This is a genomic window from Pseudogemmatithrix spongiicola, assembly GCF_030623445.1.
GTDB lineage: Bacteria > Gemmatimonadota > Gemmatimonadetes > Gemmatimonadales > Gemmatimonadaceae > Pseudogemmatithrix > Pseudogemmatithrix spongiicola.
The window spans coordinates 2,321,135-2,334,930 of sequence record NZ_CP130613.1 but is presented as its reverse complement, the minus strand read 5'-3'; the positions used below and the strand labels follow the sequence as shown (position 1 = coordinate 2,334,930).

At 67.9% G+C, this 13,796-nt stretch carries 12 protein-coding genes; 9 read left to right on the top strand and 3 right to left on the bottom strand.

Features of this window, described 5'->3' with window-relative positions; translation table 11 throughout:
• Window positions 1-60: 60 nt before the first annotated feature.
• Together Strain318_RS10680 and Strain318_RS10675 are read right to left on the bottom strand one after the other, a co-directional pair.
• Window positions 61-750: a hypothetical protein gene (locus Strain318_RS10680; protein ID WP_367885688.1), complete on the bottom strand. Its 690-nt coding sequence runs from the start codon at window positions 748-750 to the stop codon at window positions 61-63.
• Window positions 751-896: 146 nt separating this feature from the next.
• Window positions 897-1,940, bottom strand: coding sequence for an integron integrase (locus Strain318_RS10675; protein WP_367885687.1), 1,044 nt, complete (start codon window positions 1,938-1,940; stop codon window positions 897-899).
• A 180-nt stretch (window positions 1,941-2,120) separates the two neighbouring features.
• On the opposite strand from Strain318_RS10675, the gene sqr reads away from it, so the two are divergent.
• Genes sqr through Strain318_RS10655 form a run of 4 tightly spaced genes read left to right on the top strand, consistent with a single transcriptional unit; the run spans window position 2,121 to window position 4,909 of the window.
• Window positions 2,121-3,416: a type III sulfide quinone reductase, selenoprotein subtype gene (gene sqr, locus Strain318_RS10670; RefSeq protein ID WP_367885686.1), complete on the top strand. Its 1,296-nt coding sequence runs from the start codon at window positions 2,121-2,123 to the stop codon at window positions 3,414-3,416.
• Window positions 3,417-3,438: 22 nt separating this feature from the next.
• A complete protein-coding gene (locus Strain318_RS10665) occupies window positions 3,439-3,744 on the top strand; it encodes a TusE/DsrC/DsvC family sulfur relay protein (protein WP_367885685.1) in 306 nt (101 codons plus the stop codon).
• A gap of 15 nt (window positions 3,745-3,759) precedes the next feature.
• The gene (locus Strain318_RS10660; RefSeq protein ID WP_437436299.1) at window positions 3,760-4,272 is read left to right on the top strand and encodes a DsrE/DsrF/DrsH-like family protein; all 513 of its coding nucleotides are present in this window, start codon (window positions 3,760-3,762) and stop codon (window positions 4,270-4,272) included.
• Between the two features lie 25 nt (window positions 4,273-4,297).
• Window positions 4,298-4,909 (top strand): AAA family ATPase, encoded by a 612-nt coding sequence (locus Strain318_RS10655; protein ID WP_367885684.1) that lies wholly within the window; start codon window positions 4,298-4,300, stop codon window positions 4,907-4,909.
• Between the two features lie 22 nt (window positions 4,910-4,931).
• On the opposite strand, the gene Strain318_RS10650 is transcribed toward Strain318_RS10655, so the two are convergent.
• A complete protein-coding gene (locus Strain318_RS10650; protein WP_367885683.1) occupies window positions 4,932-6,434 on the bottom strand; it encodes an AMP-binding protein in 1,503 nt (500 codons plus the stop codon).
• 227 nt (window positions 6,435-6,661) lie between these two features.
• On the opposite strand from Strain318_RS10650, the gene glmM reads away from it, so the two are divergent.
• The 5 genes from glmM (at window position 6,662) to Strain318_RS10625 (ending at window position 13,771) form a co-directional block, all read left to right on the top strand.
• Window positions 6,662-8,041 (top strand): phosphoglucosamine mutase, encoded by a 1,380-nt coding sequence (gene glmM / locus Strain318_RS10645; protein ID WP_367885682.1) that lies wholly within the window; start codon window positions 6,662-6,664, stop codon window positions 8,039-8,041.
• Window positions 8,042-8,186: 145 nt separating this feature from the next.
• Window positions 8,187-10,013 (top strand): glutamine--fructose-6-phosphate transaminase (isomerizing), encoded by a 1,827-nt coding sequence (gene glmS, locus Strain318_RS10640; protein ID WP_367885681.1) that lies wholly within the window; start codon window positions 8,187-8,189, stop codon window positions 10,011-10,013.
• Between the two features lie 205 nt (window positions 10,014-10,218).
• Window positions 10,219-12,729 (top strand): M20/M25/M40 family metallo-hydrolase, encoded by a 2,511-nt coding sequence (locus Strain318_RS10635; RefSeq protein WP_367885680.1) that lies wholly within the window; start codon window positions 10,219-10,221, stop codon window positions 12,727-12,729.
• A complete protein-coding gene (dtd, locus tag Strain318_RS10630; protein ID WP_367885679.1) occupies window positions 12,726-13,163 on the top strand; it encodes a D-aminoacyl-tRNA deacylase in 438 nt (145 codons plus the stop codon). Before Strain318_RS10635 ends, dtd begins: the two co-directional genes overlap by 4 nt.
• Window positions 13,160-13,771 carry a Maf family protein gene (locus Strain318_RS10625; protein WP_367885678.1) on the top strand — a complete coding sequence of 204 codons (612 nt, stop codon included), beginning with the start codon at window positions 13,160-13,162 and terminating at the stop codon, window positions 13,769-13,771. Before dtd ends, Strain318_RS10625 begins: the two co-directional genes overlap by 4 nt.
• Window positions 13,772-13,796: the final 25 nt, after the last annotated feature.

Below are 13,796 nucleotides of genomic sequence, written 5' to 3'. Positions count from 1 at the left end.
AATGTGAAGCAGCGGCCCCACAACCGCTACCGCACCCGCGCTTGTCGGCAGCAAGCGTCGTTAGGTGGCGGCTGTCGGAAGCGAGAGGTCGTAGGTCTGTATACACCACGCCAGCTGCTTCGCAATCGACGCGTTCCGTGCGTGCTCCGGGACACGCGCCCGGGATTCTCGCTCGGCGGCGAGCAGTTCCTTCACCCTAGGGCGAACCTGAAGAAGCTCGACGAGGTAGCGCTGCGCGAGCTCTGGGCGCTCGCAGGCGAATGCAAACTCTATCGCATTGACCGGAGCCACGGACCCGTTCTCTGGGTCCAGTAGCGCTTGGAGCGCTCCATGAGCCGAAGTAAACCGAGCGAACAGAGGAAGCGCCACGCGCGAGATCTGCTCCCAGCTCTCCGCAAGGGCGACTGGCCGGCTCTTTGCGTCAGCCAGGTTCCATTGGCGCCAGCCCCAAGGGGTATCGAGGTTGCCAAGGTGTGAGGCGAGAAGCGTTCCAGATGCATCGGGCAGCTGGCGTAGCGTCCTCCACGCGCACAGGGTGTCGGAGTGAATAGCCACGCTGATAGCGAGCACGACACTGTGACCCGCGTGGTTGTAACGGCTGGAGTGGAACGTCACGTGGTGACTGAAGTCGGATGCGTGCCGTGTGGCGCGCGCCTTGCTCCGCGCATAACGGAAGCCGGCTTCTTCGAGGCGCGATGCGAGAGCGTCGCAAGCCGCGCGAAATACGTCCCGAGGCGCCTCCTTCGTCATCGCAGCGGCTCCAGCGTCCGGTATTCTCTAGTCTCGCGCACGTCCACCTAACGTGGATTAGCTCAGATTTCCGCCCGCCATTCCAAGCCAATATCCAGACTATGCCGCCCCGCACGATTCCCCGCAACTCCCCACAGCACCTAGCCTTAGCCGCGCGACCCACGCCCGCCGCCGCCCGTGTATTCTTGCGAGTCTGCAGCAATATCCAGCGGACTCCGAACGCCCAGCGCGCCCTTGTTCAGCACGTGCGTGTAGATCATCGTCGTGCTCACATCCTTGTGGCCTAGGAGTTCCTGCACGGTCCGGATGTCATAGCCCGCTTCGAGCAGATGGGTCGCGAAGCTGTGCCGAAACGTGTGGCAGGTGACACGCCGGCCGAGCTGTGCACGCCGCGCGGCGTCGCCGACCTCACGCTGCACTAGCGACGCGTCGGCGTGATGCCGGCGCACGAGGCGGGTCTCGCGCTCGACGTACACGCGCCGGGCGGGGAACACCCACTGCCATGCGAGGCTCCAGGGGGCGCTGGGGGACTTCCGCTGGAAGGCGTCGGGCAGGACGACGCCGGCGTGACCGGCAGCGCGATCGCGCGCGAGGAGGCGCTCGACGGCGTCGATCTGCTTCCGCAGGGGGCCGACGAGCTGCTCGGGCAACATGGTCCGCCGGTCCTTCGCTCCCTTGCCGGCCCGTACGGTGATCTCCCGCCGTTGGAGATTGACGTCCTTCACACGCAGTGCAACGACTTCGCCGACGCGCAGGCCGGCGCCGTACAGCAGCGACGCCATGAGCCAAGGGGCGCCGCTGAGGTAGCTCAGTACTTGCTGAATCTCTATGCGCGAGAGGACGGTGGGGACGTGCTCGCTCCGCTTGGCTGGGGCGAGGCCCTCGGGCGCGCCCATGGGCTGCGACAGCACTTCTCGGTACAGGAAGAGCAGCGCGGACAGCGCCTGGTTCTGCGTGCTCGCGCTGACCTTCCGGTCCTCGGCGAGATGCACGAGGAAGCGCTTGATGTGCACGGCATGCAGCTCACTGGGATGCCGGAGCCCATGGAACCGGATGTACTGTCCGACCCACCGACAATACGACTCGACACTGCGTGCACTATACCGCTTGAGTCGCATGGCGGTGGCGAGCTCTTCGAGAATGGTCGGCGGCTGGGTGGGGGCATCGGGACGGCCATCAAGGGGAAGCATGGGCATGACCTCTACGAAGGGGAGGAGCGGCAGCAGACGCGCATCACGAGAATGCCACTTGGTGCACCACGCGGCGCCAGCCATTCCCCTACGGCATCCCCGCACAGCGCCCGCGGAACTCTTCCTATAGATGTAGACCGCGCCGGCCGCCCATCGTGCAGCACACCAACGGGAGCGCGCATGCGGCACATCCTCATCCTCGGTGCTGGCACGGCCGGCACGGTCATTGCCAATCGCCTCAGCCGGCGGCTCCGCAGCCAACTGCGCGCGGGCCGCGTGAACATCACGATCGTCGACCCAGACCCGGTGCACCTGTATCAGCCGGGCCTGCTGTTCATTCCCTTCGGCGAATCGTTCCGCGAACGCATCACCAAGGACCGCCGTCCGACGCTGGACCGCGACGTGCGGTACGTGGCATCGGCAATCACGGCGATGGATCCGGACTCGGATACGGTGACGCTCGCCGACGGTACGCGGCTGTCGTACGACCTCTGCATCGTGGCAACAGGCGCCCGCCTCGTGCCGGAAGAGACGGAGGGCATGACGGGCCCGGGCTGGCGCGAGTCGGTGCACGAGTTCTACTCACTCGAAGGGGCCGAACGCCTGGGGTATGCGCTGGACTGCTTCGTCGGCGGACGCGTGGTGGTGAACGTGGTCGAGATGCCGATCAAGTGCCCGGTGGCGCCGCTGGAGTTCGCCTTCCTCGCCGACGCGTACTTCACGAACTGCGGTATTCGCGACAAGGTGGAGATCGTCTACGCGACGCCGCTGGACGGCGCGTTCACGAAGCCGGTCGCCGCGAAGTCGCTCGGGCACCTGCTGGAAGAGAAGGGCATCCTGCTCGAGACGGAGTTCAACACCGGGCGCATCGAGACGCGGGCGGCCGGTGCGCCCGCAGACGAGCTCGACGGCCGCGCGGGCGCGCTGGTGAGCTGGGACGAGCGCCGCATCCCCTTCGACCTGCTGGTGACGGTGCCGGTGCACAAGGGCGCCGCGTTCATCGCGACGGCGGCGGGACTCGGTGACGCCATGGACTTCGTGATGGTCAACCCGCGGACCCTGCAGAGCCAGCGGAAACCGAACATCTTCGCCCTCGGTGACGCCGCGAACTGCCCGACGTCCAAGGCCGGCAGCGTGGCGCACTTCCAGGCGGAAGTGCTGGAGGAGAATGTCGTCCGCATGCTCGAGGGCCGCGCGCTCGACGCGGGCTTCGATGGCCACGCCAACTGCTTCATCGAGACGGGCCATCGCAAGGCGCTGCTGATCGACTTCAACTACGACACCGAGCCGCTGCCGGGCATGTTCCCGTACGCCTGGGGTCCGGTGCCGCTGCTCAAGGAGAGCCGGCTCAACCACCTCGGCAAGCTGGCGTTCCGCCACGCGTACTGGAACCGCCTGCTGCCGGGCCGCGACTTCCCGGGCATCGACGCCAAGATGAAGCGCTCGGGCAAACGGATGCTGCAGACACAGGACTGAGACTTCGACTGGGAGATCCCTCATGACCACACTCGCCGCAGTGCCCCGCAACGCCGAAGGCTTCCTCGAACGCGTGGAGGATTGGGATCGCGACATCGCCCGCGAGATCGCCCGCGAGGCCGGCATCCCCGAGCTCAGCGACCGGCACTGGCTCGTCGTGAACTACATGCGCGACACGTACATCGCGACAGGCAGCGCGCCGACGATCCGCACGCTGGGCAAGGAGTCGGGCGTGCAGGTGAAGGAACTGTACGCGCTGTTCCCGAAGGGCCCCGCCAAACTCGCCGCGAAGATCGGCGGCATCCCGAAACCCAAAGGCTGCATCTGACGGCCGGAGGAACCCATGTCACCCGAGTTCACGCAGGGCCAAGGCGCGGCCGCGACGATGGAGCCGCAGCCGATCACGAAGGTGTCAATCATCGTGTCGAAGGGTTGGCTCGACGGCGTGTATCCGGCGCTGATCATGGCGAACGGCGCGCGCATGGAAGGCATCGAGGCGAACGTGTTCTTCACGTTCTTCGGCATGGACGCCATCAACAAGGCGCGGCATGACGCCATCAAGGTCGCGACGGTGGGGAATCCCGGCCTGCACCTGATGACCTGGCTGGGCGGCGTGCCGGGCATGTCGGCGCTGGTGACGCGGCAGATGATGAAGCAGATGGAGAAGCTCGACATCCCGCCGATCCCGGAGTTCCTGGAGCTGATCGCCGACTCGGGCGGCAAGCTCTACGCGTGCAAGGCGAGTGTGGAGATGTTCGGGCTCACCAAGGATGACTTCATCCCACAGGTGGAGGACATCATCACGGTCGGTGAGTTCTATGCGATGGCGGCGGGAGGGCAGATCATCTTCACCTGAAGGGAGCGGTTAGATTTCGCGCACGATGTCTGCGCCTCGCCTCCTGCTCCCCCTCGACGCCAGTGGGTGCCGTCGCCTGAAGATCGCGTTCGTCGGCACGCATGGCGTCGGCAAGACGACGCTGTGCTTCGACCTCGCCGCGCACCTCAAGCGCTTGGACCTCGCCGTGGACCTCGTGAAGGAGGTCGCACGGCGCTGCCCGCTGCCGATCAACGAGGAGACGACGCTCGACGCGCAGCTGTGGATCCTGCACTCGCAGGTGGCCGAGGAGATCGCCGCCCAGGCGATGTATGAGGTCGTGGTCTGCGACCGCTCGGTGCTGGACAACTACGCCTATCTCGTGGCGCGGATCGGGCGGCGTCCGGAGCTGGATCACCTCGTCCGCGAGTGGATCACGGGCTACGACGCGCTGTTCAAGGTGCCGGTGATCCACGCGCCGACCTTCGATGGCAAGCGCGCAGTCAGCCGACAGTTCCAATTGGACATCGACGCCACGATCGACGAGCTCGTGCGCGCCTTCGACGTGCCGGTGGTGCACCTAGACCCCGCGAATCGCGATGGCTGGGTGCCCGCCGTGCTGGAGTCCCTCGCGCTGCCGCTCGAGCCACCGCAGATCGACTTGTTCGCCGAGCCCTGAGCCGGTCCGTCGCGCGTGCCGCTCACGCGCCTGCGATGACGATCTGCGATGGCTGCTTGTACTGCGCGAGCCGCTGCTCGCACCACGCCTTCACCTCGGCGTCGCTCACCCCACGACTGCCATCGAGCCACAGCTCGAGGCGAATGTCGTTCTCCCGCGCCGGCTCGGGCAGCGGCGTCACCGCCGCACGCGCGACGCCCGGCATCAGCGACAGCACCCGCTCGATCTCGCGCGGATAGATGTTGAAGCCGTTGCGCGTGAACATCGGCTTGATGAGACCGCGGAACTCCACGCGGCCGTCGCTGCGGAGCACGCCCGCATCACCCGTGTAGAGCCAGCCGTCGCGGGTGCGCAATCCCGCCGATTGTGCGCGGCGCGCCAGCGAGTCGGCGCTCGCGGCAGCCGGCGCGAGGAAGTCCGGAGTCGCTGGCAACTCGCTCACGTAGCCGCGGAACACCGTGTCGCCCGCCACGCAGATCTCGCCGACGCTGCCCGCCGGCAGCTCCGCGCCGGTCACGGAATCGCGAATCGAGATCGAGACGCCGGGAAAGGGCAGCCCAAGCGTGCCCCGCACGTTCTCGGCGTTCACGCGATTGAACAGCGCCACCGGCGACGCTTCGGTGAGGCCGTAGCCCTGACGCAGCGGCACGCCCGTCGCCGCCTCCCACTGCTCCTGCAGCGCGACACTCAGCGGGGCGCCGCCGCAGATGCAGAGGCGCAGGGCAGGGGCCGCAAGCTTGCCGCCACGCCGTGCGATCGCGCCGAGCATCGCGGCGAACACGGCCGGCACGCCGACGATTTCCGTGATGCCTTCCCGCTCGATCAGGTCCACCGCGGCAATCGGATTGAAGCGCGGCATCGTCGTGACCCGCGCCCCGGCCATCATCGGCGCAATCAGCGAAACGGTGAGCCCGAACAGGTGCGAGAACGGCAGTACCGCGAGCAGGTGATCCTGCGGCGTATTCTCCGCGGCCTGCACCGTCTGCCGCGCGTTCGTGATGAGATTGCGATGCGTGAGCACCGCGCCGAGCGGCGTGCCGGCCATCGCGCTGGTGTAGACGATGGCGCACTCCTCGTCGCGCCCGGTCGCGTCCGCGTCGCCTTCGAGATCGAGGCCGAAGTGGCTGCCGAGGTCGATCTCGAGGTCATCGCCGCCGAGTACGGAAAAGGTCGCGCGGCGCGGGGCCTCGTCGAGCAACACGCAGGGCAGATGCTCCGGGACCTTCGCGGCCAACGCCCGCACCGTGAACACCGCCCCCACGTTCGATTCCCGCAGCTGATGCTCCACCTCGGCGCTCGACGCGAGCGGGTTCACCAGCACCGCACCGCGCCCATCTGAGGCGGCGAGCGCGAGCAGGAACTGTGGCGACGAGGGCAGCAGGATCGCCGAGCGCCGCCCCGCCAGCGCGCGCACCAGCGGCACGCAGCGCTGCAGCAGCGTGAACCCAGCCGACACCAGCGCCGCCGCGGGAATCCCATCAATGCTGCCGCGTCCAGCCGCGGCCCTGAGGGGCAGGAGGTCCATGACCTAGGCCAAATCGAGGTGAAGAGCCATCGCGGGAAAGCTAAGGACCCTCGGCTATTAGGGGGCCGCCGGCGCGGGCGGACTGGCAGGACGGAAAGGAGCCGCTAAAGCGAGTCGAAGCGCACCCAATCGAACCCACCCCTCCCCTCTCCCCCCCGTCTCCCCCATTCCCCTCTCCCACCCCCCGCCCGTGCCCCCCTCTCCCGTCTCCCACCTAGATTTCAGGAATGACCGACCCCCGTCTCATGATTAGTGTCTCCGGCATCCGCGGCCGCGTCGGCCACGGCCTCACGCCGGAAGTCGTCGCCCGCTACGCCGCCGCCTTCGGCGCCTGGGCCGTGGCCCGCGCCAAGGACCGCGGCTCCCGTACCGCCATCGTGCTCGGCCGCGACTCCCGCGTGACGGGTCCGCTCTTCCATAGTGTCACGCGCGCCGCGCTCGAAAGCGTCGGCGCGGATGTCATCGACATCGGTCTCACCACCACGCCCACGCTGCAGCTGGCGGTCGAGCATCACCACGCGGCGGGCGGACTCGGCATCACGGCGAGCCACAATCCGATCGAGTGGAACGCGCTCAAGTTCATCGGGCCCGATGGCCTGTTCCTGAGCGCCGCGCAAGGCGCCGAGATGCGCGCGCTCGTGGATGCCGGCGTTCCCTACGCCGAGTGGGATGCGCTTGGCGAAGTGTATTTCGACGGGGATGCGGTGGCGCGGCATCTCGATGCCGTGTTGGCGCTGCCGTTCATCGACGTGGACGGCATTCGCAGCCGCAACTTCCGCGTGGCGTACGACGCCTGCCGCGGCGCCGGTGGTGCAGTGATCCCGAAGCTGCTCGAACTCCTCGGCTGCGAAGTGCACGCGATCGAGCTCGAGGCCGACGGTCGTTTTCCGCGTCCGCCGGAGCCGGTGGCTGAGAATCTCGTGGCGCTCCAGACCTTGGTGCAGAAGACGGGCGCGCAGATTGGCTTCGCGACCGACCCCGACGTGGACCGCCTGGCGCTGGTCGACGACACCGGGCGCGCGATCGGTGAAGACTACACGTTGGCACTGGCGACACGTGTCGTCCTGCGACACCGCAAGGGCGCGGTGGTGACGAATCTCTCGACCAGCCGCATCGTGGACGACATGGCGGCCGAGCACGGCGTGAGCGTCGTGCGCGCGCCGGTGGGTGAGGTCAACGTCGCTCTCAAGATGCGGGCCGTGAACGCCGTCATCGGCGGCGAGGGCAACGGCGGCGTGATCCTCCCCGAACTGCATCTGGGCCGCGACGCGCCGTTGGGCGTGGCACTGCTCTTGCAGATGATGCACGAGGACGCGGAGCCATTGTCTCGCACGGTGGAGCGGTTCCCGCGCTACACCATCATCAAGGACAAGCTGGATCGGCCGGCCAAGCCGCTGGACGCCGTCTACGCCGCGCTGCGGGACGCGTTTGCGGACGCCGAGGCGGATACGCAGGATGGCCTGCGCCTTGGCTGGAGCGATCGCTGGGTGCACATTCGGCCGAGCGGGACGGAGCCGATCGTGCGGGTGATTGCGGAAGGGCCGGATGAGCGGGCGGCCAGAGGGTTGGTGGAGAAGGGAAGGGAGCTGCTGGCGAAGCTCGCGTAAGGGATGGGAGAGACGGGCTGACAACTGCAGTAGGTAGTTGGCAGTTGTGAGTCATGAGAGGCGCCTCACCGTCTTGCCTTGCTCCCCCTCTCGCCGTTGCAGTTCTCTTGTAACTCGTAACTCACAACTCACTACTGCCTTTTCTATGTGCGGCATCGTCGGCTACATCGGCCCCAAGCAAGCCACTCCTTTCCTCATTGAAGGCCTCAAGCGCCTCGAGTATCGCGGCTACGACTCCGCCGGCATCGCCGTGTTCGACGGCGAGTCGATCGAGACCCGCCGTGCGGCGGGCAAGATCGCCAAGCTCGAGGGTACGCTGACGGCTGACCCGGTGACGGGGAAGGTCGGCATCGCGCACACGCGCTGGGCCACGCATGGGCCGCCGACGGAGCGCAATGCGCACCCGCATCTCTCCACCGACAACACGGTGGCCGTGGTGCACAACGGCATCATCGAGAATGCCAACGTGCTTCGCAAGCAGCTGACGGAGCTGGGGCACACCTTCCGCTCCGATACGGACACGGAGACCATCGCCCATCTGGTGCAGGAGCTGTGGGAAGGCTCGCTCGAGGAGGCCGTGATCGGTGCCCTGCGCAAGGTCGAGGGCACCTTCGGCATCGCGGTGGTGAGCAGCAAGGATCCGTCGAAGATCGTCGCCGCCCGCAAGGGCTCGCCCCTGCTCATCGGCGTCGGCGATGGCGAGTACTTCCTGGCCTCCGACGCGTCGGCCATCCTCGCGCATACGCGCCAGGTGGTCTACCTCAATGACGGCGACCTCGCCGTGCTGACGCCCGATGGCTACAAGGTGATGGACATCAACGCCGTGCCGATCCGGCGCAGCGTCGAGCGCATCGAGTGGGACCTCGCCGCCATCGAGCGCGGCGGCTACGACCACTTCATGCTCAAGGAGATCTTCGAGCAGCCGACGACGGTCGAGAACACCATGCGCGGCCGCCTCATCCTCGAGGACGGCACCAGCAAGCTCGGTGGCCTCAACATGAGCCATGAGCAGTTGATGGCGATCGACAACATCGTCATCACCGCCTGCGGCACGTCCTGGCACTCGGCGCTGATCGGCGAGATGATGATCGAAGACCTCTGCCGCATTCCGGTGGAGGTCGAGTACGCGTCGGAGTTCCGCTACCGGAACCCGATCGTCACGCCGACGACGCTGTGCATCGTGATCTCGCAGTCCGGCGAGACGGCGGACACGCTGGCCGCCATGCGCGAAGCCAAGCGTCGCGGTGCCCACACGCTGGGCCTCGTGAACGTGGTCGGCTCGACGATCGCCCGCGAGGACGACGGCGGCGTGTACCTGCACGCGGGACCGGAGATCGGCGTCGCGTCCACCAAGGCCTTCACGAGCCAGGTCGTGGCGCTGGCGCTCTTCGCGCTCAAGCTGGCGCGCAAGCGCACGCTGTCGGTGATCCGCGGGCGTGAGATCGCGCAGGCCATGCACGACCTGCCGGCGCAGATCCAGAAGATCCTCGACCGCGCGGCGGAGATCGAGAAGATCGCCGAGGAGTACAAGGACGCGCACAACTTCCTGTACCTGGGCCGCGGCTTCAACTTCCCGGCGGCGCTCGAGGGCGCGCTCAAGCTCAAGGAGATCAGCTACATCCACGCCGAGGGCTATCCGGCGGCGGAGATGAAGCACGGGCCGATCGCGCTGATCGACGAGAAGATGCCGGTGGTGTTCATCGCGCCGCACGACGGCGTGTTCGACAAGATCGTGTCGAACATCCAGGAGGTGAAGGCGCGCGGCGGCAAGACGATCATCATCACGTCCCGCGACGAACCGGCGCTGGAGGGCCTCGTCGACCACGAGTTCCGCATCCCCGAGACGGTGGACATGCTCACCCCGGTGCTGGCCTCGGTGCCGCTGCAGCTGCTGGCGTACTACATCGCCGTGAAGCGCGGGGCGAACGTGGACCAGCCGCGGAATTTGGCTAAGTCGGTGACGGTCGAGTAGCTGCCACGGCCTTCACCACGAAGCCACGAAGAGAGTCGCGACAACATCTCGGGCCCGCAACGCCAAGGAAGCAATGCTTCTTGGGGTCGCGGGCCCGAGTCTCCGTTGCGGAGCCCTTCGTGCCTTCGTGGTGACCAGCAGTTGGTGAGGCCCGCGGCCGCGGCTAGCTTGCACAGCAGCAGATCCACCCACGGGAGCCCGCCTGATGCGCCGTTCGACGCTTGCCTTCGCCCTCGTTGCCGCGGCCGCCGGCCCGGTCCTCGCCCAGCAGCCCGCCGCAGCGCCGCGCCCAGCCGCCCCGGCGGCCGCCGCCCAACGGCCCGCGATGACCACCGCGCAGCGCTACGAGAACGCCTACTATCTCTGGGACGCCGGCAAGTTCGACACCGCGCTCGTCGAGCTCAAGCGCGTGCTCGCTGCTCCGGATGCCGATCAGTTCCACGATCGCGTGGCCGAGCTCACGGGCGAGATCTACACCACGTCGCTGGTCGCCGAGAACGCGTCGGCGCCGCTGTGGTCGCCGGACGGTCGCTTGCTCGCGTATACCGCCGGTGTCGGCGCGCAGCGATTCTTCCGCGTGAGCAACCCCGCAGCTCTCAATGAACCGGCGCTGCTTGAGGGCACCGGCTTCGGCCCGACCTTCGGGGCCGACAACCGCACCGTCGCGTGGGTGCCGCTCGGCGCCGGCAGCGCGTCGGCCTTCAACTACGCCGTGGTCGGCGGACGCGGGCTCGAGCGCGTCAACGTCGATGCGCCGGCCATCACGTCCGTCACCGCCTTCGGCAGCAACCCGGTGCGCGTGGCCGTCATCGCCGGCACGCCCGGCGATTCCACCGCGCGACTCTTGGTGTACTCGGTCGGCGAGGGGAGCTGGACCACGGTGAGCACCGGTGCCCTGCAGCCGGTGTCGCTGCTGCGGTCACCCGACGGCCGTCGTCTCCTCGTCCTGCTCGGTGAGCGCGGTGCGTTTGCGCGCCAGGTGCCCGGCTTCCAACAGCAATCGCGCAACACGGCCTTCGCCGAGCTGCGGGGCAACGCGCTCGGTGCAGTTGAGGGCGGCATCATGCCGACCTGGAGCGCCAACGGCCGCGCGCTGGCGTGGATCGAGCCGGGTGGTGAAGTCGCCCGCCTGCGGCTCCGCCGCGACGATGGACCCGTGCGCGATCTCGTGACGATCACGGGGCGCTTCCAGGCGCCGGCCGTGTCGCCGACCGGCGCCTACGTCGCGTATCCGACGATGCTACGCGAGGACTGGGAGCTCTTCGCCGTGTCGGGGAACGGGGGTGAGCCCATGCGCGTCACCCGCGAGATCCAGCACGACCATTCGCCGCGCTTCATCAGCGACTCGCTGCTGCTGGGCGCGATGGGCGAGGGCCGTCACCAGCGCTCGTACCTCTACGACCTGCGCAGCGGCACGCGCACGCGCCTGCACCACAACAACTCGGTGCGCACGGTGGCGCCGGAGTACGAGTGGGCGGTGAGCCCCGATGGCTCGCGCGTGGCGATCGTGACCGAGCGCGACGGCGATACGGTCACACCGCATCGCCATCTCTGGATGACGGACCTGACGCGGAAGGTGTCGCGTCAGGCCCTGGTGGCCCGCGTGGACTCGAATCTCGCCGCGGAGCGGGCGCTGCGCGCCAACGGCCGCCGCATCTTCGCGCCCATCGCCGCGCAGGTGCGGGCTGCCACCGAGGAAGTGAGCACGGGCCGCATCTACGAGTACCAGAAGCAGCTGTTCAGCTTCGACTCAAAGCACATCACGCAGCCGGGCAACTGGAAGGCGACCAACTGGCTGGAGGAGACGTACCGCGGCTTCGGCCTGCAGACGCGCCTCCAGCGGTTCAAGACGGTCGCCGGCAGCGAGATCGAAGTCGCGAACGTGCTCGCGACGATTCCCGGCACCGAGAATCCCGAGCTGGTGTACGTGGTTGGGGCGCACTTCGACTCGCGGGCCGAAGGCCCCGGCGCGGACGACAATACCTCGGGAACGGCGATGATCCTCGAGGCGGCGCGCGTGTTGGCCAAGCGCCCGCAGCCGGCCACCGTGATGTTCGTCGCGTTCACCGGCGAGGAGGCCGGCCTGCGCGGTGCCCGTGAGTTCGGCCGCGTCATGAAGGACTCCATGACGGTCGTCGGCGCGCTCAACAATGACATGATGGGCTGGTCCAACGACCATCGCATCGACAACACCATCCGCTACTCGAACCCCGGCCTGCGTGACGTGCAGCACGCGGCGGCGATCCAGTTCTCCGAGCTGATCACCTACGACGCGTTCTACTACAAGAGCACGGACGCGCAGGCGCTGTACGACGCCTGGGGCGACATCATCGCCGGCATCGGCTCGTATCCGATCCTCGGCAACCCGCACTACCACCAGGTGCACGACGTCCTCGAGACGATCAACCACCGGCAGCTGACGGAGACGAGCAAGACCACCGTCGCGACGATCATGTACATGGCGTCGAGCCCGTCGCGGCTCACCGGGCTGGTGGCGCAGGGCAGCACCGTGAGCTGGACGCCGGCGCGCGAGCGCGGTGTCACGCGCTATCTGATCCGCTACGGCCCGCCGGCGAACCCGATGCAGTACAGCGCCACGGCGACGAGCCCGCGCGCGGTGCTCAACTCGCTGCGCGAGGGCTGGCACGTGGCGGTGAAGGCCGTGAACGCCCGCGGCATGGAAGGCTGGGACTGGGCGCGGACCGTCGTGAAGTGAGAGTCCTGCTGCAGCGGGTCTCGTCAGCCTCGGTCACCATCGACGGCCGCGTCGTCGGGCAGATTGGCCGCGGCTACCTGCTGCTCGTCGGCTTCACGCACGGCGACAGCGACGCCGGGCTCGACTGGATGGCCGACAAGGTCCACGGCCTGCGCCTCTTCCCCGATGCCGATGGCAAGATGAACCTCGGCATCGAGGATGTGGGCGGTGCGATGCTCGTCGTCTCGCAGTTCACGCTCTACGGCGACGCGCAGAAGGGCCGCCGCCCGAGCTTCATCGACGCGGCGCGGCCGGAGCAGGCCATTCCGCTCTACGAGGCCTTCATCGGCAAGCTGAGGGAGCGCGGCGTGACGGTCGAGACCGGCGAGTTCGGCGCGATGATGGACGTCGCGCTGGTCAACGATGGCCCTGTCACCCTCTGGCTCGAGAAATGACCCTGCGCGTGATCCTCGCTTCGCAGTCGCCGCGGCGGCGCGAACTGCTCGCCCTCGTCGGCATCGACCATGAGGTCCTGCCTGCCGACATCAACGAGGATGTGCGCGCGGGGGAGCAGGCCGTGCCGTACACCGAACGCCTGGCGCGGGAGAAGGCCGCGGCGATCGCCGCGAGGCATCCGGAGGCGTATGTCATCGCCGCCGACACGACCGTAGTCGTGGATGGGGACATCCTCGGCAAGCCAGTGGACCAAGCCGACGCGCGGGCGATGGTGAAGCGACTCAGCGGCCGCAGCCATACGGTGTGCACGGGCATCGCCGTCGCGCACGGCGGGCGCATCGAGAGCGCGGTGGAGCAGGTGGACGTCACGTTCCGCGCGCTCAGCGACGCGGAGATCGCTGCATACGTCGAGACCGGTGAGCCGATGGACAAGGCGGGCGCGTACGGCATCCAAGGCTGGGGCGCGACCATCGTCGAGCGCGTCGACGGCGACTACTTCAGCGTCATGGGGCTGGGGCTGCGGAGGCTCGTGGAGCTCTTCGAGAGGCACGGGGTGCGATACGGGTTTGCAGCCGGTCTCATCGTGGGAGACGGGAGACGAGGGTAGGGGCGGGGATGGAGAGAGGGGAATG

Excerpts from the sequence above, each read along its gene's own strand:
- Strain318_RS10680 (WP_367885688.1), bottom strand. The coding sequence starts at position 750 with ATGACGAAGGAGGCGCCTCGGGACGTATTTCGCGCGGCTTGCGACGCT.
- Strain318_RS10675 (WP_367885687.1), bottom strand. The coding sequence starts at position 1,940 with ATGCTTCCCCTTGATGGCCGTCCCGATGCCCCCACCCAGCCGCCGACC.
- sqr (WP_367885686.1), top strand. The coding sequence starts at position 2,121 with ATGCGGCACATCCTCATCCTCGGTGCTGGCACGGCCGGCACGGTCATT.
- Strain318_RS10665 (WP_367885685.1), top strand. The coding sequence starts at position 3,439 with ATGACCACACTCGCCGCAGTGCCCCGCAACGCCGAAGGCTTCCTCGAA.
- Strain318_RS10660 (WP_437436299.1), top strand. The coding sequence starts at position 3,760 with ATGTCACCCGAGTTCACGCAGGGCCAAGGCGCGGCCGCGACGATGGAG.
- Strain318_RS10655 (WP_367885684.1), top strand. The coding sequence starts at position 4,298 with ATGTCTGCGCCTCGCCTCCTGCTCCCCCTCGACGCCAGTGGGTGCCGT.
- Strain318_RS10650 (WP_367885683.1), bottom strand. The coding sequence starts at position 6,434 with ATGGACCTCCTGCCCCTCAGGGCCGCGGCTGGACGCGGCAGCATTGAT.
- glmM (WP_367885682.1), top strand. The coding sequence starts at position 6,662 with ATGACCGACCCCCGTCTCATGATTAGTGTCTCCGGCATCCGCGGCCGC.
- glmS (WP_367885681.1), top strand. The coding sequence starts at position 8,187 with ATGTGCGGCATCGTCGGCTACATCGGCCCCAAGCAAGCCACTCCTTTC.
- Strain318_RS10635 (WP_367885680.1), top strand. The coding sequence starts at position 10,219 with ATGCGCCGTTCGACGCTTGCCTTCGCCCTCGTTGCCGCGGCCGCCGGC.
- Strain318_RS10625 (WP_367885678.1), top strand. The coding sequence starts at position 13,160 with ATGACCCTGCGCGTGATCCTCGCTTCGCAGTCGCCGCGGCGGCGCGAA.